At 69.3% G+C, this 23,521-nt stretch carries 25 protein-coding genes; 5 read left to right on the top strand and 20 right to left on the bottom strand.

The window, feature by feature from the left end; all coding sequences use genetic code 11:
* Positions 1–2: 2 nt before the first annotated feature.
* Together ACFWYW_RS50005 and ACFWYW_RS50000 are read right to left on the bottom strand one after the other, a co-directional pair.
* Positions 3–689, bottom strand: a complete 687-nt coding sequence (locus tag ACFWYW_RS50005) for a hypothetical protein (protein WP_379610936.1) — start codon at positions 687–689, stop codon at positions 3–5.
* 208 nt (positions 690–897) lie between these two features.
* Positions 898–2,763 carry a hypothetical protein gene (locus tag ACFWYW_RS50000; RefSeq protein WP_379610935.1) on the bottom strand — a complete coding sequence of 622 codons (1,866 nt, stop codon included), beginning with the start codon at positions 2,761–2,763 and terminating at the stop codon, positions 898–900.
* Positions 2,764–3,154: 391 nt separating this feature from the next.
* On the opposite strand from ACFWYW_RS50000, the gene ACFWYW_RS49995 reads away from it, so the two are divergent.
* Complete coding sequence (locus ACFWYW_RS49995) at positions 3,155–3,694, top strand: hypothetical protein (protein WP_379610934.1); 540 nt, start codon at positions 3,155–3,157, stop codon at positions 3,692–3,694.
* A 52-nt stretch (positions 3,695–3,746) separates the two neighbouring features.
* On the opposite strand, the gene ACFWYW_RS49990 is transcribed toward ACFWYW_RS49995, so the two are convergent.
* The 3 genes from ACFWYW_RS49990 to ACFWYW_RS49980 all read right to left on the bottom strand — a co-directional run bounded on the left by ACFWYW_RS49990 (position 3,747) and on the right by ACFWYW_RS49980 (position 5,709).
* Complete coding sequence (locus ACFWYW_RS49990; RefSeq protein ID WP_379610933.1) at positions 3,747–4,055, bottom strand: DUF6355 family natural product biosynthesis protein; 309 nt, start codon at positions 4,053–4,055, stop codon at positions 3,747–3,749.
* A gap of 253 nt (positions 4,056–4,308) precedes the next feature.
* Positions 4,309–4,452 (bottom strand): hypothetical protein, encoded by a 144-nt coding sequence (locus tag ACFWYW_RS49985; RefSeq protein WP_379610932.1) that lies wholly within the window; start codon positions 4,450–4,452, stop codon positions 4,309–4,311.
* 468 nt (positions 4,453–4,920) lie between these two features.
* Entirely contained in the window at positions 4,921–5,709 is a 789-nt protein-coding gene (locus ACFWYW_RS49980) for a hypothetical protein (protein WP_379610931.1), read from the bottom strand.
* Between the two features lie 277 nt (positions 5,710–5,986).
* On the opposite strand from ACFWYW_RS49980, the gene ACFWYW_RS49975 reads away from it, so the two are divergent.
* Both ACFWYW_RS49975 and ACFWYW_RS49970 read left to right on the top strand, forming a co-directional pair.
* A complete protein-coding gene (locus tag ACFWYW_RS49975; RefSeq protein ID WP_379610930.1) occupies positions 5,987–6,283 on the top strand; it encodes a hypothetical protein in 297 nt (98 codons plus the stop codon).
* On the top strand, positions 6,280–6,555 hold the full coding sequence (locus tag ACFWYW_RS49970; RefSeq protein WP_379610929.1) for a hypothetical protein: 276 nt from the start codon (positions 6,280–6,282) through the stop codon (positions 6,553–6,555). Before ACFWYW_RS49975 ends, ACFWYW_RS49970 begins: the two co-directional genes overlap by 4 nt.
* Positions 6,556–6,639: 84 nt before the next feature.
* Here the strand turns inward: ACFWYW_RS49970 and ACFWYW_RS49965 are convergent, their stop codons facing one another.
* The 11 genes from ACFWYW_RS49965 to ACFWYW_RS49915 form a co-directional block, all read right to left on the bottom strand.
* Positions 6,640–7,581 (bottom strand): hypothetical protein, encoded by a 942-nt coding sequence (locus ACFWYW_RS49965; RefSeq protein ID WP_379610928.1) that lies wholly within the window; start codon positions 7,579–7,581, stop codon positions 6,640–6,642.
* The gene (locus tag ACFWYW_RS49960) at positions 7,578–8,078 is read right to left on the bottom strand and encodes a hypothetical protein (protein ID WP_379610927.1); all 501 of its coding nucleotides are present in this window, start codon (positions 8,076–8,078) and stop codon (positions 7,578–7,580) included. The genes ACFWYW_RS49965 and ACFWYW_RS49960 overlap by 4 nt, the downstream gene beginning before the upstream one ends.
* A gap of 110 nt (positions 8,079–8,188) precedes the next feature.
* Positions 8,189–8,926, bottom strand: a complete 738-nt coding sequence (locus ACFWYW_RS49955; protein WP_379610926.1) for a hypothetical protein — start codon at positions 8,924–8,926, stop codon at positions 8,189–8,191.
* 41 nt (positions 8,927–8,967) lie between these two features.
* Positions 8,968–9,822, bottom strand: coding sequence for a hypothetical protein (locus tag ACFWYW_RS49950; protein ID WP_379610925.1), 855 nt, complete (start codon positions 9,820–9,822; stop codon positions 8,968–8,970).
* A gap of 11 nt (positions 9,823–9,833) precedes the next feature.
* The gene (locus tag ACFWYW_RS49945) at positions 9,834–10,763 is read right to left on the bottom strand and encodes an acetamidase/formamidase family protein (protein WP_379610924.1); all 930 of its coding nucleotides are present in this window, start codon (positions 10,761–10,763) and stop codon (positions 9,834–9,836) included.
* Positions 10,756–11,586: a carbon-nitrogen hydrolase family protein gene (locus ACFWYW_RS49940; protein ID WP_379610923.1), complete on the bottom strand. Its 831-nt coding sequence runs from the start codon at positions 11,584–11,586 to the stop codon at positions 10,756–10,758. Before ACFWYW_RS49940 ends, ACFWYW_RS49945 begins: the two co-directional genes overlap by 8 nt.
* Positions 11,587–11,609: 23 nt before the next feature.
* Positions 11,610–12,377, bottom strand: a complete 768-nt coding sequence (locus ACFWYW_RS49935; protein WP_379610922.1) for an ABC transporter ATP-binding protein — start codon at positions 12,375–12,377, stop codon at positions 11,610–11,612.
* Positions 12,374–13,327, bottom strand: a complete 954-nt coding sequence (locus ACFWYW_RS49930) for an ABC transporter ATP-binding protein (RefSeq protein ID WP_379610920.1) — start codon at positions 13,325–13,327, stop codon at positions 12,374–12,376. Before ACFWYW_RS49930 ends, ACFWYW_RS49935 begins: the two co-directional genes overlap by 4 nt.
* The gene (locus ACFWYW_RS49925) at positions 13,324–14,184 is read right to left on the bottom strand and encodes an ABC transporter permease (RefSeq protein ID WP_379610919.1); all 861 of its coding nucleotides are present in this window, start codon (positions 14,182–14,184) and stop codon (positions 13,324–13,326) included. Before ACFWYW_RS49925 ends, ACFWYW_RS49930 begins: the two co-directional genes overlap by 4 nt.
* On the bottom strand, positions 14,181–15,143 hold the full coding sequence (locus ACFWYW_RS49920) for an ABC transporter permease (protein ID WP_379610918.1): 963 nt from the start codon (positions 15,141–15,143) through the stop codon (positions 14,181–14,183). The genes ACFWYW_RS49925 and ACFWYW_RS49920 overlap by 4 nt, the downstream gene beginning before the upstream one ends.
* Positions 15,144–15,152: 9 nt before the next feature.
* Positions 15,153–16,802, bottom strand: a complete 1,650-nt coding sequence (locus ACFWYW_RS49915; RefSeq protein ID WP_379610917.1) for an ABC transporter substrate-binding protein — start codon at positions 16,800–16,802, stop codon at positions 15,153–15,155.
* A gap of 240 nt (positions 16,803–17,042) precedes the next feature.
* Here ACFWYW_RS49915 and ACFWYW_RS49910 point away from each other — a divergent pair, with 240 nt between their 5' ends.
* Together ACFWYW_RS49910 and ACFWYW_RS49905 are read left to right on the top strand one after the other, a co-directional pair.
* Complete coding sequence (locus ACFWYW_RS49910) at positions 17,043–17,717, top strand: GntR family transcriptional regulator (RefSeq protein WP_379610916.1); 675 nt, start codon at positions 17,043–17,045, stop codon at positions 17,715–17,717.
* Between the two features lie 165 nt (positions 17,718–17,882).
* Positions 17,883–18,626, top strand: a complete 744-nt coding sequence (locus ACFWYW_RS49905) for an SDR family NAD(P)-dependent oxidoreductase (RefSeq protein ID WP_379610915.1) — start codon at positions 17,883–17,885, stop codon at positions 18,624–18,626.
* 16 nt (positions 18,627–18,642) lie between these two features.
* On the opposite strand, the gene ACFWYW_RS49900 is transcribed toward ACFWYW_RS49905, so the two are convergent.
* From ACFWYW_RS49900 to ACFWYW_RS49885, 4 genes are all read right to left on the bottom strand, one after another.
* The gene (locus ACFWYW_RS49900) at positions 18,643–19,389 is read right to left on the bottom strand and encodes a tyrosine-protein phosphatase (protein ID WP_379610914.1); all 747 of its coding nucleotides are present in this window, start codon (positions 19,387–19,389) and stop codon (positions 18,643–18,645) included.
* A gap of 63 nt (positions 19,390–19,452) precedes the next feature.
* Positions 19,453–21,336 carry a CocE/NonD family hydrolase gene (locus ACFWYW_RS49895; RefSeq protein WP_379610913.1) on the bottom strand — a complete coding sequence of 628 codons (1,884 nt, stop codon included), beginning with the start codon at positions 21,334–21,336 and terminating at the stop codon, positions 19,453–19,455.
* 24 nt (positions 21,337–21,360) lie between these two features.
* Entirely contained in the window at positions 21,361–22,674 is a 1,314-nt protein-coding gene (locus tag ACFWYW_RS49890; protein ID WP_379610912.1) for a serine hydrolase domain-containing protein, read from the bottom strand.
* A gap of 15 nt (positions 22,675–22,689) precedes the next feature.
* The coding region (locus tag ACFWYW_RS49885; RefSeq protein ID WP_379641322.1) for a cytochrome P450 at positions 22,690–23,521 on the bottom strand (832 nt) is incomplete at its 5' end.

The following is a 23,521-nucleotide window of genomic DNA, read 5'->3' as shown; positions in this document are numbered from 1 at the left end:
CCTCAAGGGGGAGGCGGGGTCTTCCGAATGAGTTTCTGGCCGGTGGCCGCCGCGAGCGCCTTGCCGTACAGCAGGCTCAGGGCGCCGGCGCCGTCGAATCCCTCGGAAACGACGGAGGCCCGTTGCGCATGCGAGAATTCGGCCGGCCGATAATCGGGCGCCTCGTCGGGAATGGCCAAATAGACGCGGTCATAATGTTGAAGCAAAGGCACGAGGTCGGAATCCTGGTCGGCGACCTCGCCATCAGTGACCGCGACCAGAATCCGCCGCTCGCATTTCGCGCGGGCACGGCGATGGCCGCGATCGAGGGCCTTGATCGCGGGCGCCAGGAAAGTGGCGTCGTTCTGTTCGACGCCGGCATTGGATTCGGCCGCTCCGGCCAGGTCCGCGGCGCGGGTGGGGGGCAGGGTGAGCGCCGCCGTACTGGCGAACTTGGCCGTCGTCAGCAGGTCGTCGGGGCGCATCTCACGCGTCATGAACGGCCGCAGCAGCGCCAGCGCCTCGTCCCTGGTCTCGATGTTGTCGTTCATCGAGGTGGAGAAGTCGCCGGCCACGTCCAGGCAGACGATGCCCGGCGTCTGCCTGGCGCCGGCCAGGGCGGCCTCGGCCAGCGTGTCCTGGCGGCTGTTCACGTACCAGATCGCTCCGGCGGCGGCGAGTGCCAGGAGCAGGACGGCGGCGATCGCCACGCCGGCCAGGCGGCCTGAGCCGCCCGGCCGGCCCGGAAGGGACCCGGTGGAATTACCCGGCAGTCTAGGGCGATCCATCCCCATCGCCTCCTTTGGAACGTGCCAAGGATCAGTAGAATATGCCAGTTATTCGCATTGGCAACCACGGTTACCGGAATGAGATCCATATACGCCACGGGGCGTTTATCGCGCTATATTTTGCCCGGATTTATCGTGATATAGGTGGATGATCCAGACCGCCGGTCCGCAGCACGTCGACCATGAACTCGGCGGCGTTCCTGGCGGCGATCGGCTGCCATGTGTCGTCCTTGTCCATCCCCCAGTCCGCGATGGCCTTCACGACGATCCAGTCGACCTTGTCCTTGGCCGCCGCCGCGTAGACCCCCAGCCCTTCCATCTCGCCGCCGATCGCCTCCGGCTCGGCCTCGATCATGCGCTGGCGTTCGGTGGGCGAGTCCAGCAGGACGTTGCCCGACAGCAGCGGACCGAAGTGCACCGCCGGCCCCTCCTGCGTCAGGCGGGCGTTCTGGCACCTGTCCAGCAACGTCACCGACGGCGTGACCCGATCGCCACGCAGGCGCTCGACCGGCCGGCCCAGCGCCGGCTCGGCGATCTTCCTGTGATCCATGACCCGCAGCTGGGTGCAGACCAGGATGTCGCCGAGCTTCTGCTTCTTCGTCACCAGGCCGTAGCAGATGCCGGTGAGAAGCAGGTAGTCCGGGTCGAGCTGGTCGATGAGGGACTGCGCGGTGAGCGTCGCGGCGCCGGGCTCCGTCGAACCGGGCCGGGTCTGCGCGAGCAGCACCTGGGCGCCGCTCACCACCCCCAGCTCGAACGCGGTGTGCCAGCGCAGGTCACGGCGCCGCGGCGCCTCACCCGTGACCTTGCCGATCGCCTCCAGCACGGCCTGTCTCTCCACCGGAGTGGCCACCATGATGAGAACTGTCGTCGTGCCCAGCACAGGATTCATCCTCTCCACGAATCGCGCCATCCTTTCCTTGTGCGCCGCGGCCATCCGCACGGCCGTGACCAGCAGGATCAGCGGGACCATCCACGCGGCGATCGTGGTCAGCCAGCCCACCGTCCACGCCTGCGCCGTGACCGGGATCAGGTCCGCGGGGTTGCCGCCGATCAGCCGCCAGGCCAGCCATCGCACCGCCTCCGGGTAGCCGGCCGGCCGGCCCGCGCAGTCCGTCCCGCACGCGTCCCGCTCCGCGTCCGCCACCAGCACCGCCTCGGCCAGCACGATCACGACGAGCCCCATCAGATACAGGCCGAGAAACGACCCCGACTCGAACGGCTTGGCCAGCCTGATGGCCGGTCGCGACCCGGTGGCCATGAACCGCACACCGGTGCCGCCGGGCCCCGCGGCGTCCACGCTCGCCTTGACCACCTCGTCTCGCGCCGCGGCGCTCGTCGCGCCAACCGGCAGGCACAACAGCAGTTCGTTGACCTCCACCGTGCGCGTCCGCGCCGCCACGTCCTCCGTGGCGTGCACCACCTGAGCCCTGACCAGGTCCCGCAGCCGCTCCTTGGCACGCTCCAGCAAGATCGGCGCCTCGTCGGCGTCCGCGCAGTGGAACAGCGGCATGGACCAGTGCAGGAAGCGCAGATCCCCCGCCGCCCGCCACTCCCGCTCCCGGCGCAGCGGAAGCCCGGCCGCCCACCGGACGAAGATCGTGACGACCATCGCGGTCATCAGCACGCACACGTGCAGCATCGCCAGCAGGGCCGCCAGAAGGGCCGCCCACAACGCCACCGGGGACCACTGACGCAGCGCCACCAGAAGCAAGGCCAGTCCCAGGAGAGCCGCCGGGGGAACCATCATCGTCAGCAGTTCCCAGTACCGATCGGCGATCCTGCTCAGGCCCGCCGGGCGGCCCCGGGTGCGGGAGCCGTACGGGGGCTCCAGGAGGGCGAAGGCCTCAGGCCCCCGCCACACCAGCCGCCCGTCCAGGGCCGCCGCGTAGAGAATCAGCGAGAGCGGCGCGCGCTCCCTGAGCATGCCGTATATGCCCCTGGGCCGCAGCCCGGCCGCGGCCTGCCGCCCCAGCTCCGAACGCCGGACCGCCACCGCCACACGCCTCGCGGCCCGCAGCGGCAGCACCTGCGAATGTGCTGTCCACGAGGCCGGCATCAGGGTGCCGCCGGCGGTCGTAAGTGTTGCCCCATGAGGTCACGCCCCTCTCAGGAGGCTTCCCACCGTAACAAAAGGTCATCGTGACCTGAAGGGGTAAGTCATTTTTTGGTCAGACTGACCCAAACATGAGGCCGACTCGTCAGAACACCGGCCTGATTCCGAAGGTTGTTCACCATTGATTGATTGGGCGCCTGGCTCTGAACCCGATCAAACTCCCCCGTGCTACATCGGAGCTGTAACGCCTTCGCCACCGCGACAGGCGGGGGTACGAACAGCGATTCGATCAGGGGAGAAAATCGTGAAACGCGGCTTACGAGGCAATGCCATGAATGCTCGCCAGGGCGCCGCCCGGGCCCGACGGCTGCTGGCGGTGATCGCCTCGGCCCTGCTCATCACCGGTCTCACGACCGGGACCGCCACGGCAGCCAGTGCGCCCGACGGGAAGTTCTGCGTCGTCGAGGTCGGCAAGTCGGTCGACGGGGGCTTCTCGCCGGTGAAGTCGGAGACGTGCAGCGACGACCCGGCCTCGCCGGCCTTCACGGCGGCGGCCGCGCCCGACGTGCTGCTCATGGAGTGGTTCTGGAACGCGCACAACAACCCGCCGAACCTCACGCGCATCATCGTGTCGGCGGAGGATGGGCCCTGCGACTCGTCAGGCTACCGCCTGCGGCCGAACCTCATCTGGGACAACGAGATCTCCGGCTTCTACACGTACAGCAACTGCCGTTCGGTGAGCATCTACGACGGCTACAGCTTGGACGGCGACGGGGCGTACTGGTTCGACGGTAGGGGCGACGGGCCCAACGTGGGCTATGTCGGCGACCGCATGAACGACCGGACCAGCTCGCTCTGGATCCGATACTGACACCGGCCCGGCGATCACGGAGACGTGAGCGCCGGGCCGAACGATCTGAAGGTCAGCAGTTCCAGCCGTCGTGATAGACGCCGTAGACGTTGGCGAAGTTGCCCAGTTGCACCTGCGTTCCCGGCTGGACGCAGTAGTGCTCGTTCTGACTGAATCGCCTGGTCACCCAGATCCTTTCACTCACGTTCGCGCAGTTGCGGTAGTACTCCGTTCCCGCGTTGGTGAAGTGGCCGCACACCGGTGCTTGGCGTGCGGTTGCCGTCGTGCCGGTGGTGGCCGCGGCGGGGAGCGCCGTGGCGGCGGGGCCGAGGGCCAGCACGGTGGTCGCCGCCAGCAGGGCCGCCTTGAGCTGAGTGCGCATGGGAGTTCTCCTTCTCGTGTTCGGTGTGTGGAGAGGTGCCGGCGCGTGAGGGGGCGCTCGGCCGGTGGGCGGTTCGCCGCACCTCGCTCGCGGTGGGTGTCCGTTCGATCACCGCTGCGTGGTACGAGCAAAGCCGGGTGAAGGAGGTGTCCAACAGGCCCTCGGACAGACTCGGCCGAAGTCGACCACCACGCGGCCACCCTCGGACAGGCAGGAGCGGCCGACACCTGAGGGTCACCGCAGACGGTCACCCTCAAAGAAGCGAACTCAGCACCACCGCCGCGCTCGCCGCCATCAGAACCAGCGCGAACACCTCGACCACCAAAGCCACCCGCAGGACGCGCGCCCGCCACCTGTTGTGCTCGCGCAACGCGGCGAGGATCTGAGCCCGCAGCACATGCTCCTCATCCGCATGATCACCGCCGCCCGCCTCGCGCGGTCGAGGGCTGTGAGCGGCCACTCGAAGCCGCCGTGGCCAAGCAGCCCGCGTGACAGCAAGCCGATGCGACTCCGGACTTGCTCATGGGACGGCCCCGTCTCTACGTTCTGCTCCTGGCCGCCGCGCTGATGCTGCTGCCCGAAGGCGCGGTGCACATGGGGCGCCGCTCCTGCGCCCAACCGGCCGTCCGCGCGGGCTCACTCGTAGGCGATCGTCACGGCGGAAAGGTCGTCAGCGCCCTAGATGTCTTTCGATCGTGCCTTGCACCGCACATCGGGTCCCCAGCGATCGAAGACGAACTGGGCGGTGATGTAGATCCGGTCTCGGCGCAACACACGCACGGTCTTCGAAATACCGCCTGACCCCTTACGGACGTTGTCCCGCGAGTTCCAATGATCCGGCCGGCGGCCTGCTGACGACGGCTACCTACTCTGACGCGTCGACGTCGTCGTAGGACGTCACCTGATCATCGGGAGGTGGCTGAATGTCTGTCTCGGTGCCCCATCTGGACAGCCGGATGTCCTCGGTGACGGGGAAACGCTCGTCGATCTGCAGACCAGGTGCGATGATCGGCTGGGCGTAAGAGCTCCGGCATCGGCGCACGAGCTGGTCCTTGCCGAGCCATATCTGCCAGGTCACCGGGATCTTGGCGTACTTGCCGGCAGGTTTGGTGTCGAGCGGGATCCGGAAGGCGCTGTTCGCCTTGTAGAGCTCGCCCAGGGTGATGCGGCCCTGGTAGAGAGTGGTGCGCACCTTGTCGTACGTTCCCGCCGGACGCTTGACCGTGGCGGTCCGCAGCACGGCCTTCAGCGTGGCCGGATGGCTCAATTCGATAGGCCCGCAGTCCAGCATGGGACCGTTCGGCGGGGCCGGGAAGAGAAACCACGTCTTTCCGTCCGGCAGCGACTTGTCACGCGGGTATTCACGCCTGTACCAGCGGTCGGGAAAACTGATGACCCGGGCCTCGGGCGCCGCCTTGGAGTCGCGATAGACCACGTCGGCTGCGACAGCTTTTCCCTTGCCGAACTCCACGCTACCGGTGGTTCTCCACGTGCCGGGCTCAGCGATATGCAACTGCGCGATCTTTACTCCCCGGCCGTCCACGAGCTGACGCTGGAGAGCGGTCGCCGGATCGATCCGCGCATCTGCGCTCGCCTCGAAAACCATGGTCAAGCTTGCCGCCGCACAAAGAACCGCCACCCACGGCTTTACCATGGCTCGCTCCTCCCTGCCTGTGATCTGCCGGGAATCTTCACAGACCAAGATCTCGGGCCAATCACGACTGTCCCGCTGGTCGAGGTTGGGAGGCGCCCTGACGGACGGTGACCCCATGTCACCCCTGGCGGAACCTGGGCGAATTCCTGAGATGTGATGACATAAGAGGTCGACGGGGAAAAATCCATGCCAACCGGTGACGCATGCCTCTGGGCGGCGCGGGGCGGCGTTCCTAGCGTGTGGGGCGAAATCCGCAGCATACCTAGGAGGCAACACCGTGCCACTCCTCCGGCGCGCCGCCGTCGCCGCCCTGGCCGCGACGGCCCTCACCGCCTCGCCGCTCCTCGCCGGAACCGCCCACGCCGCGGGCACCCACACCTGCTTCAGCGGCATGCTCACCCCGGGGCAGAACGGCGGCCACATCTCGGCCAACCCCTGCGACGGCTGGGGCGGCGCCGACGTCGTCGTCGTGCTCCGGTTCGGCCGCGACGCGGGCACCTACCGCTGCCACACCGCCTTCTCCTGGAACGGCTTCCTCGGAGCCGACGGCTGCCGGCCGGAGGCGACGCCATGAAGATCCTGATCGCGGCCCTCGCCGCCGCCACGATCTCGGCGGGAGCACCCACGCCGCCGCCCGCCGAACGGGCCTACGTCTGCGATTGGGGCATCTACTACTTCAACCCGCTGGCCAGCACCATGAACATCATGGCCAGCGGATGCACCGGCCCGTCGGGCACCGGGCCCGCCACCATCACTCTGCTGTCCGGAGTGATGTCCCCACCGGCGACCTTCTCCTGCCGGGCGGCCTCGATGCTCGACGGGCGGGTGCTCGGCAGCTCCTGCTGAGCCGCGTCAGGTAGTCAGCGCGCCGGCACCTGGAGGGTGTTCGACGTCCTCGGCGTCTCTCGCGATCCAGGATCCACTCGATGATCAGCAGGACGGTGGCCGGGTGGTGGCGCGGACGGATGCCGGGCTGAACTCGAAGCGGAGCGTGTCGCTCTGGGGAAGCAGCAGGGCGACGCCTTCCGCGCGTGACCAGTCCGCGGGGACCAGCAGATACTGGTCGCCGGAGCGCAGCACGAGCTTCAGTCCGTCATAACGGAACCGGTAGGCGGTGTCGGGGTCCTCGCAGCGGGTCCGCCGGATGCCGGGCACGTGCTGCAGGCTCAGGCCGTGGGCGCTGTAGACCACGACGGCCGGGGCTTTCGAGAGCTGGGAGACGAACTCGCGGGCCCGGGAACGGCCGACCGCGGCGGAGTAGTCGTTGGCGGCCCAGAAGAGGCTCATGCCGACCAGGACCAGCACAACCGTCAGTTCCAGGATGGTGACCCAACGCGGGCGGGCGATCTGGGTCAGGCGCGGCGCGTACACCAGAAGCAGCACTCCGGCGGCCAGGCTCAGCGGTGCGACCGCCAGCGGCCGGTTGAAGATCGTTTCACCGAAGATGCGGGAGACCCCGTTGAGGAACAGCATCAGCCCTGCCGCGACCATCACCGGGACCAGCACCCTGGGTGCGGGGATGACGCGGATGCCCAGCCGGTTCCGCGCCCACCGGAGGACGAGTACGGCCAGCCCCGCGCAGGCGGCCGTGACCAGGGGCACGAACAGGCCGTCCACGCTGAGGAACACGTAGTCCTGGGTGGTCAGGCCCAGCAGGGTCGAATCCACCCCGAGGTAGTCGTAGAACCAGAACGCGCGGGACCAGCCGAAGTAGAAGAAGATCGCGGTGAGCGCGGTGGCGGGAGCCACGACCGCCCCGAGGACTCTGATGATCGGAGAGTCGGTCCCGAGCCAGCTCGCCGCCTCATCGGCGGCCGGCCGCGGCCGCTTCGTGGCGGCGGTGGGGCCGGCTCCTGGCGAGCCCTCCGTCACGGACTGACCTCCGGCTCCAGAACGTCGGGCGAACGTGGGGCGGGAGACTTCCCGGTCGACGGGGACGAGTCGCCGGGGTCAGGGGTCACCGGCGTCGGGCAGGGCTCCTTACCGGTGACGATCACGACGGTGGAGCCCTGTCTGACCTTGCTTCCCTGCTTGGGCTCCGTCTCGTCGAACTGGCAGGTCGAGAGAGAACCCCGGTCGCGCGCCTCGACCCTCACCTTGACGCACAACTCGTGCCGAGGGCACTGCCGCCGTATGCCGTCCTTGATCACCTTCATCATGTGATCGAGAGGGCGGCCAGAATCCTCCGTTTTCGCGGGGATCTCGATCGGGGCCCCGTACGCCTCCGCATCCCCTCTCCCACCGGTAGGGGCACCAGGCGCCTCGGCCTCCTCGCCGGTGGGGTTTACGCCACCGGCGGGTTCCTCGGCTTCCCGCCCGAGGGGAGCACCACAACCGACCAGCACCAGGCAAACCAGGAGGGCCAGCATGTTCGCGCTCAATCGTGTCATAGCACCATTGTCCGCTACTGTCAGCGACCTTCGATAAGCGGCCGGTAGTCATCGCGATCTCTGCTTCTTGTCGGCATCGTCGATGAAGGTCAGGAAGCCTGCCCGTTCGTCGGGTGTGAGGTCGTCCACACCAAGGTTCTCCGCCAGCGTCCGCACCTGCTCGATCGGCCGGCAGGCTCCGCAGGACCACACCCGGACCGTGCCGTCGTCATGCGCCGTGGCGAGACGACCGTCCGGGATGTAGGTGACGCTTTCGACCGACGCTCCAAAGCGGTGATACGCGACGGGGGCGCCGCCGTCGACCGGCCAGATAGTTCGATGGTGGCGATGCGGCGTTTGGTGGCCTCGGTGGCCTCGCCAGGCGCGATCAGCCGCCGGAACAGTTGCTTGGCAACGCGCTGCTGGCGGGTGTCGAACGTGGTGAACACGCTCTCGGCCGTTCTGGCGAGCGCGCGTTCGATTCCGCCGGTCGCGTGAAACCCGGCCAGCGTGAGGGCGTTGCCTTGACGGCGGCGCCACGTTTCCAGCAAGGCGTGAGACAGCAGCGGAAGCACACCCGGCCGCCCGTGAGCCTGCGCCACCAAGTGCGCGACCAGAGCGCTTTCGACGGTGCACCGGGCACGGGCCGCGGGCTGAACGATGACCCGGCGTATCTCGTCGGCGGTCATCGGGCCTACGGTGACCTGCGCGTCCTGCAAGGCGCCGACCAGATCGGGCTGTGTACTGCAGTGCGGGTAGAAGTCGGCGGCCAGAGCTGAGGGGAACCAGCGTCGAACGGCCATCGCGGAAAAAGGAGTCTCCATGAGGCCGATCTCGATACCGGCCATGCTCTCCGCCGCTCAGGCAAGTCCGTAGTTCAGCGCTGACGTCAGCCCGTGCCCGAGGTGGTTCGTTCGGCGTCGACGGTGAGCACGTGGGTGAAGAAGTCCTTCACCCTGCTCACCACACCGGGACCGTAGTGGCCGACACCCGGCACGACGTCGTAGCGGACCGGGATGCCGTGTCGTTCCAGGCTGAGCCGCAGTGCCCGCAGGCGTGTGGTGCGCGGGACGCCCTCGTCGTTGACACCGGGAATCCAGGCGGGATGGCCAGCGGGCACGCTGTTCGACTGGGTTCCCGTGTCGTCGGCGCCGATCACCAGGTGCATGGCCGTACCGCCGAGCGCGGCCGGATCGACGTTCCTGCCCAGCACCGCCTCGGCTCCGGCGAGGCCGGCGGGCCAGGGCAGGGCCTCGTCGAGCAAGGTCACCGCGCCCGGCGCGCCGATCGAGGCCGCGCGGACCCGTTCCGGATACAGGTAGACGAACCGGTGCGCGAACTGCCCGCCGCCCGAGTAGCCGAACAGCAGGAACCTGGCCCCCTCGACCCGGTAGCAGGCGGAGATCTCCTCGACCATGGAGAGCAGGATCTCGTCGAAGCGGATGCCCCGGTGTTCGAGGTACTTGTAGCCGTCGAGCTCGCCGGGGTCGGGGATGCCCGCGGGAAACAGCGGGGCCAGCACGATGCAGTCGTTGGCCCTGCCGAAGTCCACGAAGGAGTCCCGGTACGACTGGACGTCCCGTTCGGTGCCGTGGACGAGCACGACGAGGGAGTACACCTTGTCCCCCTCCGGCGCGTAGTCGTCGGGGACGTACAGGCAGTAGGAGAAGCGCTGGTCGTACTGGCACGCGTACAGCGGAGTGCGGCCTATGTCCCACACGGAGAGTTTGCGCGATTGGTGCATGATCCCTCGTATCAGGAAGTGACGTAGCGAGGTACGGCGGCGTGGACCGACGACCAGCCGCCGTGCACGCACTGGTTCACGGTGACCTCGGCGACCGCGCCGAGCAGCTCGTACGCCTCGCCGGGAAGGTAGCCGCACTCCTCGACCAGCCTGCGCCGGAGTTCGGTCATCGCCGAGCGGAGGTTGTGGTCGACGCTCACGCCGTGGGCACAGCCCACGGCGCCGATCCGATGGGGTTCGTCGAGGTACGGCCCGGCCATCGCCCGGCCCAGCCCCGGCAGCAGCTCGACCGTCACGGTGACCTCGGCCGGGGCCTCCAGCGCGGTGCCGGTGATCTCGGCGTCGCCCATGAGCGCGTGCACGTCCCCGAGCGACACCAGCCCGCCCGGCACCTCGACCGGCAGCACGAGCACGCTGCCCGGTCGTAGCGCCTGGCAGTCCATGTTGCCGCCGCAGCGGGCGTGCGACAGCAGCGAGGGGAACGCGGCACCCGCTGGGGCCACACCGAGGGTGCCGATCATGGGCCTGGCCGGGAGCGCCAGGCGCCCCCGCGAGGTCGGGAACCACACCGTGCCGCCCTCGACGGGGCAGACGCGGGTGTCACCGTCCGGCAGGCCGAGTTCGGGGTCGGCGTGGAGCACCGTCACGGCCCGCGCGCCGAGGCTGACGCGCTCGACGGTGATCGCCAGCGCGTCTCCGGGTACGGCGCCGCGGACGGCCACGGGGCCGGCGACCGGGTTGAACGCGCCGACCAGCTCGATCAGCTCGGCCTCGGAGCGGAAGCGCTGCTCGGGCGAGGTCAGCAGGTTGGAGAAGCAGTCGAGAGTCTCGAAGACGAGGCTGGTCCCGCTGGCGACCTCTGCCACGGCGGGCTCGCCGCGGTCATAGAAGAACCGGCGTGGACCTACCGGCACCCGCACCGCCTTCAGCGTCTCACCCATGGACCTGCTCCTGCGCGACCGGCCCGCCGTACACGGAAGGAACGGTCTCGTTCGGCGCGTTGAGCGCGCCGCGAGCCTGGTCGAGCGCGCTGCGGTCGAGCTCGGCCATGATCAGCCCGGCGCCGTCCCGAGCGCACGCGAGCACGCGGCCCCAGGGGTCGACGGCCAGGCTGTGGCCGTGGGTGACGAACCCGTCGGGGCTGACGCCCTGCTGGGCCGGGGCCAGGACGTAGCAGAGGTTCTCGATCGCCCGAGCCCGCAGCAGCGGCTCCCAGTGGACGGCGCCGGTGACGGCGGAGAAGTTCGACGGCACGCACAGCACGTCCGCGCCCGAGCGGGCCAGCGCCCGGTACAGCTCGGGGAAGCGCAGGTCGTAACAGATCGACAGACCGAAGCCGAACCCCCGGTAGGAGACGTTGACCAGGTGCTCGCCCGGGGTGGTGTAGGCGCCCTCGTCCTCGTTCACCTCGGCGGCCCGCAGCCGGAACAGGTGCACCTTGCGGTACTCCGCGGCGAGCTCCCCGCCGGGACCGACGAAAACGCTGGCGTTGTACGGCCGGCCAGGATCACCGGAGGCGAGCCAGAGCCCCCCGGCCAGGACGGCGATCCCGTGACCTGCCGCCTTCTCCGACATCAGCGACAGTGTGGGCCCCGTCCTGTCCTCGACGTGCTCGGCCGCGAGCGTGCCCCGGTAGGAGCACGCCTCGGGGAACAGGACGAGCTCCGCCCCCTCGCCGGCCGCCCGGTCGAGCGTGGCCGCCATCCGGCGGAGGTTGTCGGCCCGGTCGTCCCCCGAGGACATCTGGGCCATGGCGATGCGCATGGATCTCCGTTCTTGACGTGGCTTCACGGGCGGCCGAGGTCCGGCGTGGCCGCGAGGAGCGCACGGGTGTAGTCGTGGGCGGGGTCCGCCGTCACCTGCCTGGCCGGGCCCTCCTCCACGATCTTTCCCCGGTGCATGACCACGATCCGGTCGGCGACGTGGACGGCGGTGGCCAGGTCGTGGGTGATGAGCAGAATGCCCAGTTCCCGGGTGCGGCGCAGGTCTCCGAACAGGCTGAGCACGCCCGCTCTGACCGAGACGTCCAGCATCGAGACCGGCTCGTCGGCGATCAGGTACGCGGGTTCGAGAACGAGGCTCCCGGCGATGGCGACCCGCTGCCGCTGCCCGCCCGACAGCTCGAACGGCCTGCGGTCGAGGAAGGACTCGACCGGGGTGAGCCCGACGGCCATCAGCGCCTCGCGAACCCGCTCGTCCCGTTCGCCCTTCGGAACGCCGTGGATGGCCAGGCCCTCGGCGACGATGTCGCTGACCCGCTGGCGTGGAATCAGCGACTCGTAGGGGTCCTGGTAGATCATCTGGACGCGGCGGCGGAAGTCCTTGAGCCGCCTGCCCCGCAGGGTGAGCAGGTCGGTGCCGTCCAGGCTGACCCGGCCGGCGGCCGGCTCCTGCATGCGGACGAGGCAGCGGGCCAGCGTGCTCTTGCCCGAGCCCGACTCGCCGACCAGCGCGACGATGGACCCCTTGCCGAGGGTGAGAGCGACCCCGTCGAGAGCGCGGGCCCGCCCCCTGCGGCCGTAGGTGACGACGACGTCGTCGGCGACGAGACTCACGCGGGCACCTCCGTCAGGTGACAGGCGCAGGATCTGCCGCCGGCCAGCGGGAGCAGCGGCGGCGCGGCGCTCGCGCACCGCTCCAGCGCCTCCCCGCAGCGGGGCTGGAAGGCGCAGCCGGGCAGCGGCCCGTCGAGCCTGGGCGGCGCGCCGGGGATGGAGGTCAGCGGGCGCTCGCCGGCCAGGTCGGGGGTCGCCTCGACCAGGCGCCGCGTGTACGGATGGCGCGGGCCGCGTACGAGGTCGGCGCACGGCGCGTTCTCCACGACCGAGCCCGCGTACATCACGGCGGCCCGGTCGCACAGGCGAGGGACCAGCGCCAGGTCGTGGGTGACGAGCACGACGGCCAGCCCGAGCGAGTCGCTCAGCTCCTTCAGCAGGGTGACGATCTGGTCCTGCACGATCACGTCGAGCGCGGTGGTCGGCTCGTCGGCCAGCAGGATTCTGGGCCGGCACGACAGCGCGAGCGCGATGACCGCCCGCTGCCGCTGCCCGCCCGACAGCTCGTGCGGGTAGCGGGACACGGCGTCCCGCGGCAGGCCGACCAGGTCGAGCACCTCGCGGGCGCGCAGCCTGCCCTCCTGCCGGGAGCCGCCGTGGATGCGGACCGCCTCGACGATCTGGGCGCCCACCCTGCGGACCGGGTTGAGCGCGTTCATGGCTCCCTGGAAGACCATCGCGATGTCGGTCCAGCGGTGCGGCCGCATCGTGCTCTCGCCGCCGGCCAGGATGTCCGTGCCGTCGAGCAGCACCTGCCCGGAGACGGTGGCGCTCGCGGGCAGCAGGCCCATCATGGCCAGCATGGTCGTGGTCTTGCCGCAGCCCGACTCGCCGACGAGGGCGACCCGCTCGCCCGGGGCGAGGTCGAGGCTGACCGCGCGCACCGCGCGCACCTGCGCGCCGCCGGTGGAGAAGGCGACCTCCAGGTCGCGGATGCTGAGCAGGCTCATCTGTTCACCACCTGGAAGTACGTCCGGGACGCGTGCGCGACCTTGAGCCGGGGGTTGAGGGTGTCCTCGATCGACTGGGACACCCAGTAGCAGCACATGACGACGAGCGAGATGGCGATGCCGGGCGGCGCGAAGGCCCACCAGGCGCCCTGTGTCATCGCCGTCCGCTGGAACGCGAAGCGGATCATGGTCCCCCAGGTGACGGTGTCGGGGTCGCCGAGGCCGAGGAAGGTGAGCGCGGTCTCGGTGAAGACGGCCAGCGCGATGGTGAGTGCGGCCATCGCGCTGAGCAGCGGCGCGAGCTGCGGCACCAGGAAGCGGACGATGACGCGGAGGTGGCTCGCGCCGAGCCCGAGGACACGCTGGATGGCGGGACGGTTTCTGAGGGAGGCGGTCTCCGCCCTGATGACGCGGGCGGTGGTCGTCCAGAGCAGCAGCGCGATCACCACCACGAGATGGCCGATGCTGCTGCCCCACACCGCCGCGATGACGATGCCCAGCGGCAGGGCGGGGATCACGATGGCGTAGTCGGTGATTCTCATGAGCAGCCCGTCGATCCAGCCGCCGAAGTACCCGGCCACCACGCCGATGACGCCGCCGACCAGGATCGCGACCAGGGCCGCCGCCGCGCCGACGAAAAGCGTGGGGCGGGTGCCGTACAGCAGAAGGCTGAGGACGTCGTGCCCGCCGTCGTCCAGGCCCAGCGGGTGGGCGGGCTCCGGCGGGCCGAAGACGGGGCCCACCTGCTCGGCCGGGCCGTACGGTGCGAGCCATCCCGCCAGCAGGGCGACGGCGGTGAGCAGCAGCAGGACGGCCACGCCCGCGGCGGCCCTGGGGTTGGCGCGCAGGCGTCTCATCGGGCCACCCGCGGGTCGAGCCGGACGTAGAGCAGGTCGGCCAGCAGGTTGAGGGTGACCACGGAGACGGTGAGCACGAGGAAGACTCCCTGCAGCATCGGGTAGTCGCGCTGGACCACCGCTTCGTACATGGCGCGGCCGACGCCCGGCCAGGAGAACACGCTCTCCACCAGGATCGAGCCGCCGATGAGGCCGCCCAGCGAGAGCGCGACGAGGGTGGTGATGGGGAGCATGGCGTTGGGCAGCACGTGCCTGGCCAGCATGCGGACGGGTCCGGCGCCGAGCGCCCGCGCGGTCAGCACGTGGTCGTCGCCGAGCGTCTCCATCATCGAGGAGCGCACCACGAGCGTGTACTGGCCGAAGACGATGAGCGCGATGGTCATGGCCGGCAGCGTCATGTGCTTGACCAGGTCGGCCACGAGTTCGGCCCCTGTCGGGTCGACCAGGAACTCGTCGCGCATCCCCTGCGCGGGCAGGTAGCCGCCGAACATCATGATCAGCAGCAGTCCGAGGAAGTGCGTCGGGACCGAGTAGAAGGCGATCGCGGTGTTGGTGCTGAGCCTGTCCACCCATCCGCCCCGGTACCAGGCCGCCAGGGCGCCGCTGACCAGGCCGAGCACCAGGGCCAGCAGCAGCCCGACGGTGACCAGGGGCAGCGTGTTGGCGAACGCCTCGGCCAGGCGGGCGCCGACCGGTTCCTGCGTGGCGAAGGAGACGCCGAGGTCGCCGCTCGCCAGGCGGCCGAGATAGATCCAGTACTGGTCCCAGAGCGGCAGGTCGAGACCGAACTGCCGGCGCAGCGCCGCGGTCAGCTCCGGCGAGCCGCCGGGGACCCGTGACATGTTCGCCACGGCGTCCCCCGGCAGCACGCGGAACAGCAGGAAGTTCAGCGTCACCACCGCGTAGACGGTTATCAGGGCCGCCAGCAGGCGCCTGATCAGATGGCTGGTACGCGACACGGGCGATCCTCAGGATCCGGAGCCGGCGGACAGCAGGCCGAAGCGGGACTGCGAGTCGAGGATGCCGAGCGCGGAGGTGGCGAACCCGCTCCAGCTCTTGGTGTGGGCCTCGACGACGTCGTCGTAGTGCGTGACGACGTACGGCCGGGCGTCCTTGACCGTCTTCTGCATCTCCCAGACGAGCTTCTTGCGCGCGCCGTCCTCGACCGTGCCCGCCTGCCGCTCGTACATCTCGTCGTACTTCTTGTCGCAGTAGGCGCTGTCGTTCCAGCTGCCCCACTGGTCGCAGGTCATGGCGTTGAGCAGGAAGTCGGGGTCGCGCTGGGCGATCCAGCCCCACTGCGCGACGGTGTACTGGTCGTACTTCTTGTCCGTGCCGGTCATCTGGTCGAAGGCGGTGGCGTTGTCGGCGGGCCGCGGCTTGAGCTGGACGCCGATCTTCTTGAAGTCCTCGGTGACGATCTGCAGGGCGCGTTCTCCCTCTCCGCCCTCGACGTCGGGGATGATCACCTCGTACGACATGGTCGCGCCGCCGGCGACGCGGATGCCGTCCGGGCCCGGCTTGTATCCGGCCTCGTCGAGCAGGGCGGCGGCGCGGGTGAGGTCGAAGGCGTCGGGCTTGACCGACGGGTCGTACCAGTCGCCGCTCACCGGGGGGATGATGGAGCTGCCGGGCGTGCCGAAGCCGAGATAGGCGACCTCGATGATGCGCTTCCTGTCGACCGCGGCCTCGAACGCCGCACGCACCTTCGGCTCGCGCAGCTCGGGGTGGGCCTTCTGGTGGGGCGACTGGTTGATGATCAGGTTGTGCATGCGGAAGCCGGGCTGCCTGGTCACGGTGAACCCCGCCTGCTCGACGGGCTTGGCCGCGGTGATGGGCAACGGCGCGGCGTAGTCGATCCTGTTGGTCTTGAGCGCGTTCACCATGGCGTCGGGGCTGCTGAAGAACTGCAGGCCGAAGCCGGCCGGCTTGGGCTTGTCGCCGTACCAGTGGGGGTTGGGCTCCATGAGCGCGATCTGGTCCTTGGTGTACTTGGCCAGCCGGAACGGTCCACCGGCGACCAGGGGCGCGGCGTTCGGGGTCTGCTTGAGCCGCATCCCGTCGCCGGTGGCGTACTGCTGCCAGACGTGGGCGGGGAGCACGGGGATCTTCACCAGGCGGCCGAGCACGTTGGCGGTCGGCTTGTCGTAGGTGACGGTCACCTGGGTCGGGCTGGTGGCGGAAGCGCTCTTGACGTTCTTCACCGACGCGGCTTCCGAGGCGGTCGGACCCTTGCGGTATTTCACGATCGTGTTGATGGTGAAGGCCACGTCGGCGGCGGTGAGGGGCTTGCCGTCCGACCACTTGGCGCCCGGACGCAGGTCGAACGTCCAGGTGAGGCCGTCGGGTGAGGTGGTCCACTTCGTCGCCAGATCGCCTTCGACGGCGCCGGAACTGATGTACTGGACAAGGAACGGGTAGTTGTACCGGAAGATCATCGCGCAGGTCGTACCGGTGGACGCGAACGGGTTGATCGAGTTACAGGTGAACGTGGTGCCGATCCGCAGCACGCCGCCCCCCTTCCCCGCCGCGGGGGAAGACGTGCCCTGACCACTGGAGCACCCCGCGGCCAGCAGGCCGACCAGGGACAACGCGGCGATCCGAGTCTGAGGTTTCACCGTCTTGCCTTCTTTCTCCGTGCCCACACGAGGCTCTGGCCGCACACGGGTTCGCGGGCGTGGACCAGGCCGCGCCCCGGCGGTGGCCGTGCCGACCTGGGGGATCACCGGGGTTCGTCGCGGAATGGCGGCCAGTATATCGGTCAGCCGAATTCCGACAAGACCCCTGTTACCAGCCACTCACTGGGCGCATTTCCCCGGGGGATCGCGGCCGGAGGCGATAGCCGATATATTTGAGCGGTGCCCCTCCCGCTAGTGAAGTCAGCAAGGCGCTACACGAGCGCTCAGCAGTTCGCCTACGAGGAGCTGCGCAGTTGGATACTCAACGCAGTCCTGCAGCCCCACGAGGTCGTGCGCGACGTCGAGATCGCGCAGTTCCTCGGCGTGAGCCGCACGCCCGTGCGCGAAGCGCTCATCAGGCTCGGCCAGGAAGGACTCATCGAGGCCAGCGCCAGCCGGATGACCCGGGTCGCCGGGCTGCCCCTCGACCGGGCGCCGCACCTGTTCCAGGCCGGCGCGCCACTCGACGCGCTGGCCGCCGAACTGGCCACGCCGTTGATGACGGAAGCCGATCTGAACCTCATGCAGGGCCTGCTCGACTCGATGGCCCGCACCACGGCGCCCGACCGGCTCAGTGCCCTCGACGAGGAGTTCCACCGGGTCTACTACCGAAGAGCCGGCAACCCGGTACTGATCGAGCTGCTCGAATCACTCGACGAACAACTGCGTCGCATAGAGCGGCACATCTGGGGCTACGTCCCCGTTCACGAGGAGGCCTACGAGGAGCACCGCGTCCTGCTCGCCGCGCTGCGCGCCGGCGACGCCCAGGCCGCGGCCGAAGCGGCCCGCGCCAACTGGCTGCGTTCCCTGCGGCGCGGCGAGGAACTGCTGAAGCCGGCACCCCTGGAGGCGTGACCCGGGGCCTCAACCGGCGTGGCGCCTGCCCGCGGTGACCGGCGCCCCGGCATGCCCGCCCGCCACACCGCGATCAGGTCGCCCGGACGGGCGGAGGCGACCCCGGTGATGGCCTTGCCGCCCCGGTCGTGTCACAGCCGATCGGGGCATCTCGTCTCAGGGGGCATGACGAACTCGGAACAGACCTCGGTGCTGATCACCGGAGGCAACAAGGGACTCGGCCTGGAAACGGCCCGGCGGCTCGGGGAACTCGGATGGACGATCTTCCTCGGTTCCCGCGACCCGGGGCGAGGACGGGCGGCCGCCGGCAGGCTGACCGACGGCGGCGCGAACGTGGTCATGGTCCCGCTGGACGTGACCTCGGACGAGTCGGTGCGCGACGCCGAGCGGCTCGTACGCGAGCACACCGACCGGCTGGACGTGCTGATCAACAACGCCGGCGCGCCAGGGCGGGCCGTCGCTCCCGCGGACGCGACGGCTGAGGAGATCCACTCCGTCTACGACACCAACGTGTACGGGCCGGTCAGGGTCACGCACGCGTTCCTTCCCCTGCTGCGGGCGGCGGACAATCCGCGGGTGGTGATGGTGTCCAGCGCCGCCGGGAGCTTCGCGGTCGTGACCGATCCGGACCAGCCCGCCTCGAAGATGCACGAGCTCGCGTACACCTCGTCGAAAGCGGCGCTCAACATGATCACCGTCCGGTACGCCCACGCGCTCCCGGACGTCAAATTCAACATGATCACTCCCGGCGAGGTCGCCAACCACAAGTTCACCGCCACCGACATGAACCATCACACCGGCCAGCTGACCGTCACCGAGGGCACCGACCCGATCGTCGAACTCGCGACGATCGGCGCCGACGGACCGACCGGGCTCTTCATCGATCGACTCGGCCCCATCGCCTGGTAGCCAACCCCTCGGGAGGTCACGCAGGGAGGAGGCGCTCGCGGACGGCTTGGATGTCCTGCCCGGACAGTCCCGCCGTCCGCAGGTGGTCCGCCACGTCGAGTCCGTCCAGGGCGTCATGGATGGCCGCTCGGGCCGTGGTGTTCTTGCGAGCCAGGATGTCCTGGATGTCGGCTGTCTGGTCGTCGATCCCCAGGGCGGTGAACAGCCGGGGCAGGCGCGGGATGCTCAGTTCGTAGTCGGCGGCGATGTGGTGGGGACTGACTCCGGCCAGGGCAAGGAGCAGCATGGCGATGAGCCCGGTGCGGTCGCGGCCGAGGCCGCAGTGGATGAGGACGCCACCAGGTCGAGCCCGCGCGACGGCGGCGATGGCAGCGGCGCACTGCCGTGCCTTGCGTTCGAGGAAGATCCGGTAGTAGAGCGGCGAACCGTCCAGCTTGTTGTCCCACAGATAGGTCCAGAACTGGGTGTCGTCCGCGTCGTCCAGCGGCACGTGCACCGTGCTCAGGCCTGTGGGGCGCGCCCACTGGTCGCCTTGGCGCTCGTTGGGGTTGCGCAGGTCGACGACGGTTCGCACGCCGTACGCGATGAGCGCCGACCAGCCGGCAGGGGTGAGCCGCTCGGGATTGTCCGAGCGGATGACGGCCCGCCATCGGATCTGTTCGCCTCCGAGTACCGGGATGCCGCCGAGGTCACGGGCGTTGAAGCAGCCGTCCCAGTCGAGGTTTCGATCGGCGGGCACTCGCTCAACATCGATCTCACTCATGCCTGATCAGATGCGCGCGGCGCCGGATTGGTTCTTGCTCGCGGGCGGCGGGAAACGTGCCCCCTATGGCGCGGTCACCAGCGGCAGCGACACCGACGTGCCGGCCAGGTCGACGGTGACCCGGGCCCCGGTGCCGGGTTCGACGTCGGTCCCGGAGCCGTTGCCGGACATGTCGAGGTTGAAGTCGTCGTTGGCCCCGGTCAGCACCAGGCCGAGCCGGTGTCCCGCCTTGAACTCGTAGTCCAGCGGCAACATCTTCCAGGTGATCTGGTACGGCCGGCCCGGCGTCAGCGGCGTCTGGCGGCTGAGCGACTTGTGGTTCTGCGCGTCCAGGATGCCGCGGGTGACCACGTGGAAGCCGGAGGCCGCCGTGTTGTCGCCGGCCTTGAAGTAGCAGCCGTCGTCATCGGCCGTGCTCTGGCCGACACAGTCCTCGCCCCCGATGATCTTGAGTCCTTCCCCGGACGTCGCGCCGCGTTCGCGGTAGTTGATCCGGGTGTCCTGGCCGTAGTCGACCAGCAGGACGCCCAGGTTGGCGGTCGGCTTGTCCAGCTTGAGGCGCAGGCTCACGGACGGCGTTCCGGACGCTCTCATCGCCTTCTTCAGCGGCGGGGTCAGGTAGGCCAGCCGGTTCGGGTTGGCGGTGGCGGGGTCGGCGGCCATCGCGATCTCGGTCTTGGCGATGTCGACGTAGCCGCCGGTTCCGGTCGAGGACTCGCGGCCCAGAGACCCGTCCTGCCGCGGCCGCAGAGTCGTCGACCGCGCCGGCGCCGGCCAGTCGGCCTGGCTGATCCACCGGTCCGGGCCGAGCTGCACGTCGACGCGCGGCCGGCGCATGATGTCGTTGGAGACGCCCATCAGTTCGTGGTCGAACCACTTGTTGAGGGCGGTGAGCCACGCCTCGCGACGGGCCCAGAACGGGTCGATGTGCCCGTACTGGGTCACCCACGCCTTGCGCCGCACGTCGCGGGGCAGCGCGCTCCACCACTCGGCGAACTGGCTGCCCACCACGTTGCGGTCCTGCATGCCCATCACCGCGAAGACGCTGGCGCGGACGTCGCGCGCCTTCGCGATCGGCCCGGTCCGGTAGTTGCGTTCGTTCCAGTAGGCGGTGTAGTTGCCGGTCTCATCGCCGGATTCGGCGTCCATCTGCCGGCGCACCGCCTCACACTTCTCCGCCGGGTCCTTGTCGACATGCTCGGACTGCCACCTCGCGCCGCCCTTGAACCAGGTGAGGACACCGTTGGCGTGGCCGTTCTCGTATCCGCTAGTGTAGGCGGAGAGGGGCACGATCGTCTCCAGCCCTTCCACGCCGGTACCGGCTACGCCGACGCCGAGCGCTCCCTCGTACGAGTGGCCGATCATCCCGGTACGCCCGGTGGTCCAGGTGGCCTTGACCGGATCGCCCTTGTCGTCGTAGGCCACCGCCCGGCCGTTCAGCCAGTCGACGACCGCCTTGCCGCCCAGCACGTCGGAGGCGCCATAAGACGTCGGGCAGCCGTCGGACAGCCTGGTGCCGATCATGTCGACGGATACGAACGCGTACCCACGGGGCACGAAGTAGTTGTCGTAATACATGGGGAACTTCGTCACGTTCCCCTCAGCGTCGTACTTCTTCTTCTCGATCTCGAAGCCGACGCCGGGGTTGTCGTAGTACGGGCTCTCCTGCATGATCACCGGGACCTTGAGCCCGGAATCGGACTCCTTCGGCCGGATGATGTCCACCCGGACCAGGTCCTTCTTGCCATCGCCGTCGCTGTCCACCGAGGACCGCACCCGGACGTGCTCACGGATGGCGTCCTCATAGGAAAAGACCGGCTGTGTGGCCCCGCCGGAGACCTTGATCTCCGGCTTCGCCGTCGCGGAGGCGGCGGGAGCGGTGGCGATCACGAGCGTGGTCGCGAGGGTGACATTGGCGAGGAACCCTCGCCGTCGCGTGCTGAACATGCGCCTTTCCCTTGGGGTTGATGGTCAGTCCTCGATCACCTGGTAGAGCGTGCTCCAGAAGTCGAGGATGGCCCGTGTCGAGTCCGGGTTGGTCGTGCCGACCTGGGTGAGCAGGATGCCGACGAGCTGCTTGTCCGGGTCGCCGTAGGTCGAGGTCCCGGCTCCGCCGTCCCAGCCGAACTGACCGACGGAGGCGTAGTCGGCGCGGTAGGTGCGCACCGCCATCCCGAAGCCCCAGCCGCCGTGCTGCCCCTGGCCGAAGGACACGTGGACGAACTTCTTGCCCATGGCGGTGCGGATCGCCGTCTCCTCGGGCGTCAGGCGGTTGGTGGTCATCATCTCGACGGCGGACCGGGACAGGATGCGCCGGCCGCCGTGCTTCCCGCCGTTGAGCAGCATCCGGAAGTAGGCGTGGTAGTCGTCGACGGTGGAGACCAGCCCACCGCCGCCGGACTGGAAGACCGGAGGCTTGCTCACGCTTCCGCCCACCGGCTCGTCCCAGACGTTGAGCTTTCCCGTCTTCGGGTCGGGCGCGTAGAGGGGCGGCAGCCGGTCGATCTTGCCGGCGGGCACGTGGAAACCGGTGTCCTTCATGCCCAGCGGATCGAGGACGCGCTCGCGCAGAAACGTCTCGAACGACTTGCCCGCGACTCTCGCGACCAGCACCCCGAGGACATCGTGGCTGATGTTGTACTGCCAGTGCTCTCCTGGCTGATAGATCAGCGGAAGCGTGCCCAGGCGGCGCATCCATTCATCCGGCCCAAGGATCGGCAACCCCGCGGGCGGGTAGAGCCCTCTCTCGAAGATCGCGGCCGTGATCGGAAAGCTCAGCACCGTCGGATCGATGCCGAGACCGAACGTGGCGGTCATCAGGTCCCGCACGGTGATCGGCCGCTGTGCCGGGACGGTGTCGTTCAACGGGCCGTCGGGCCGCTTCAGCACCTGCCGGTCGGCGAGTTCGGGCAGCCATTGATCCACCGGGTCATCCAGCCGCACCTTGCACTCGTCGAGCAGGACCATCATCGGCGCCATCGCCACCGGCTTGGTCGTGGAGGCCATCCGGAAGATCGTGTCCCGGCGCATCGGCGCACCGCCTTCGGCGCGCATGGTTCCCATCGCCTCGACGTGCGTCTCCCCACCGTGGCTGACCAGGGCGACCAGCCCTGGAATCCGCCCGGACTCGACATGCCGGGCCAGCACGTCACGCACTCTGCGCAGCCCTGTCCTGGGGATCGGGCCGGTGCTCGCCTTGGCCACGAGGCCACCGGCCGCCAGCGGGACGGCGCCCAGCGCGCCGAGTACCGAACGGCGCGAAGGGCCGTCCTCAGGCGAGGTCATGAAGTCGCCTGTCATTCAGGCGCCCCAGGTGACCGGGAGGCTCTTGACGCCGTAGATGTCCGCGCTCTCCGGACGCAGCGCGACCTCGTCAGCCGGTACGGCCAGCCGTAGCGAGGGAAAGCGCTTGACCAGCGCGGTCAACGCGACCCGCATCTCGACACGGGCCAGCTGCTGGCCGAGGCACTGGTGGACGCCGTGGCTGAAGGCCAGGTGCCCGCCGTCCTGCCGGCGCAGGTCGAGCAGGTGGGGGTCGCTGAAGCGCTCGGGATCCCGGTTGGCGGTGTTGTAGGACAGGAGGACCGTCGTCCCGGCCTTGATGCTCTGGCCGCCCAGCTCGACGTCCTCCAGCGCGACCCGCACGGAGCCCTTGGCGACGCTGAGGTACCGCAGCAGTTCCTCGACGGCGCTGTCGATGAGCTCGGGGCCGGCGCGCAGCGCGGCCAGCTGGGCCGGGTTCCGCAGCAGGGCGAACGTGCCCAGCGCGAGCATGTTCGTGGTGGTGTCGAGCCCGGCCGCCAGCAGGATCAGGCTCATCCCCTTCAGCTCCTCGTCGGTGAGGTCGCTGTCGGTGAGCTCACTGAGGATGTCGTCGGTGGGCTCGGCGCGCTTGGCGGCCACCAGTTCGGCCAGATACGTCTGCACCGCGGTGTAGGCCGCGATCAGTTCCTCGTCGCTGGTCTCCCCGCTCATGAACTTGTCGATGTTCTCCTGGAAAGAGCCCCGGTCCGCGTACGGCACGCCCAGCAGCTCGCAGATCATGACGGCAGGAATGGGCTTGGCGAACGCGGTGACCAGGTCCGCCGTGGTTCCGGCCTGCTCCATGGCGTCCAGGTGCTCGGCGGTGACC

The organism is Nonomuraea sp. NPDC059023 (assembly GCF_042740095.1).
Classification (GTDB): Bacteria; Actinomycetota; Actinomycetes; order Streptosporangiales; family Streptosporangiaceae; genus Nonomuraea.
The sequence above is the reverse complement of the archived record's forward strand: the minus strand, read 5'-3'. Positions and strand labels throughout refer to the sequence as shown.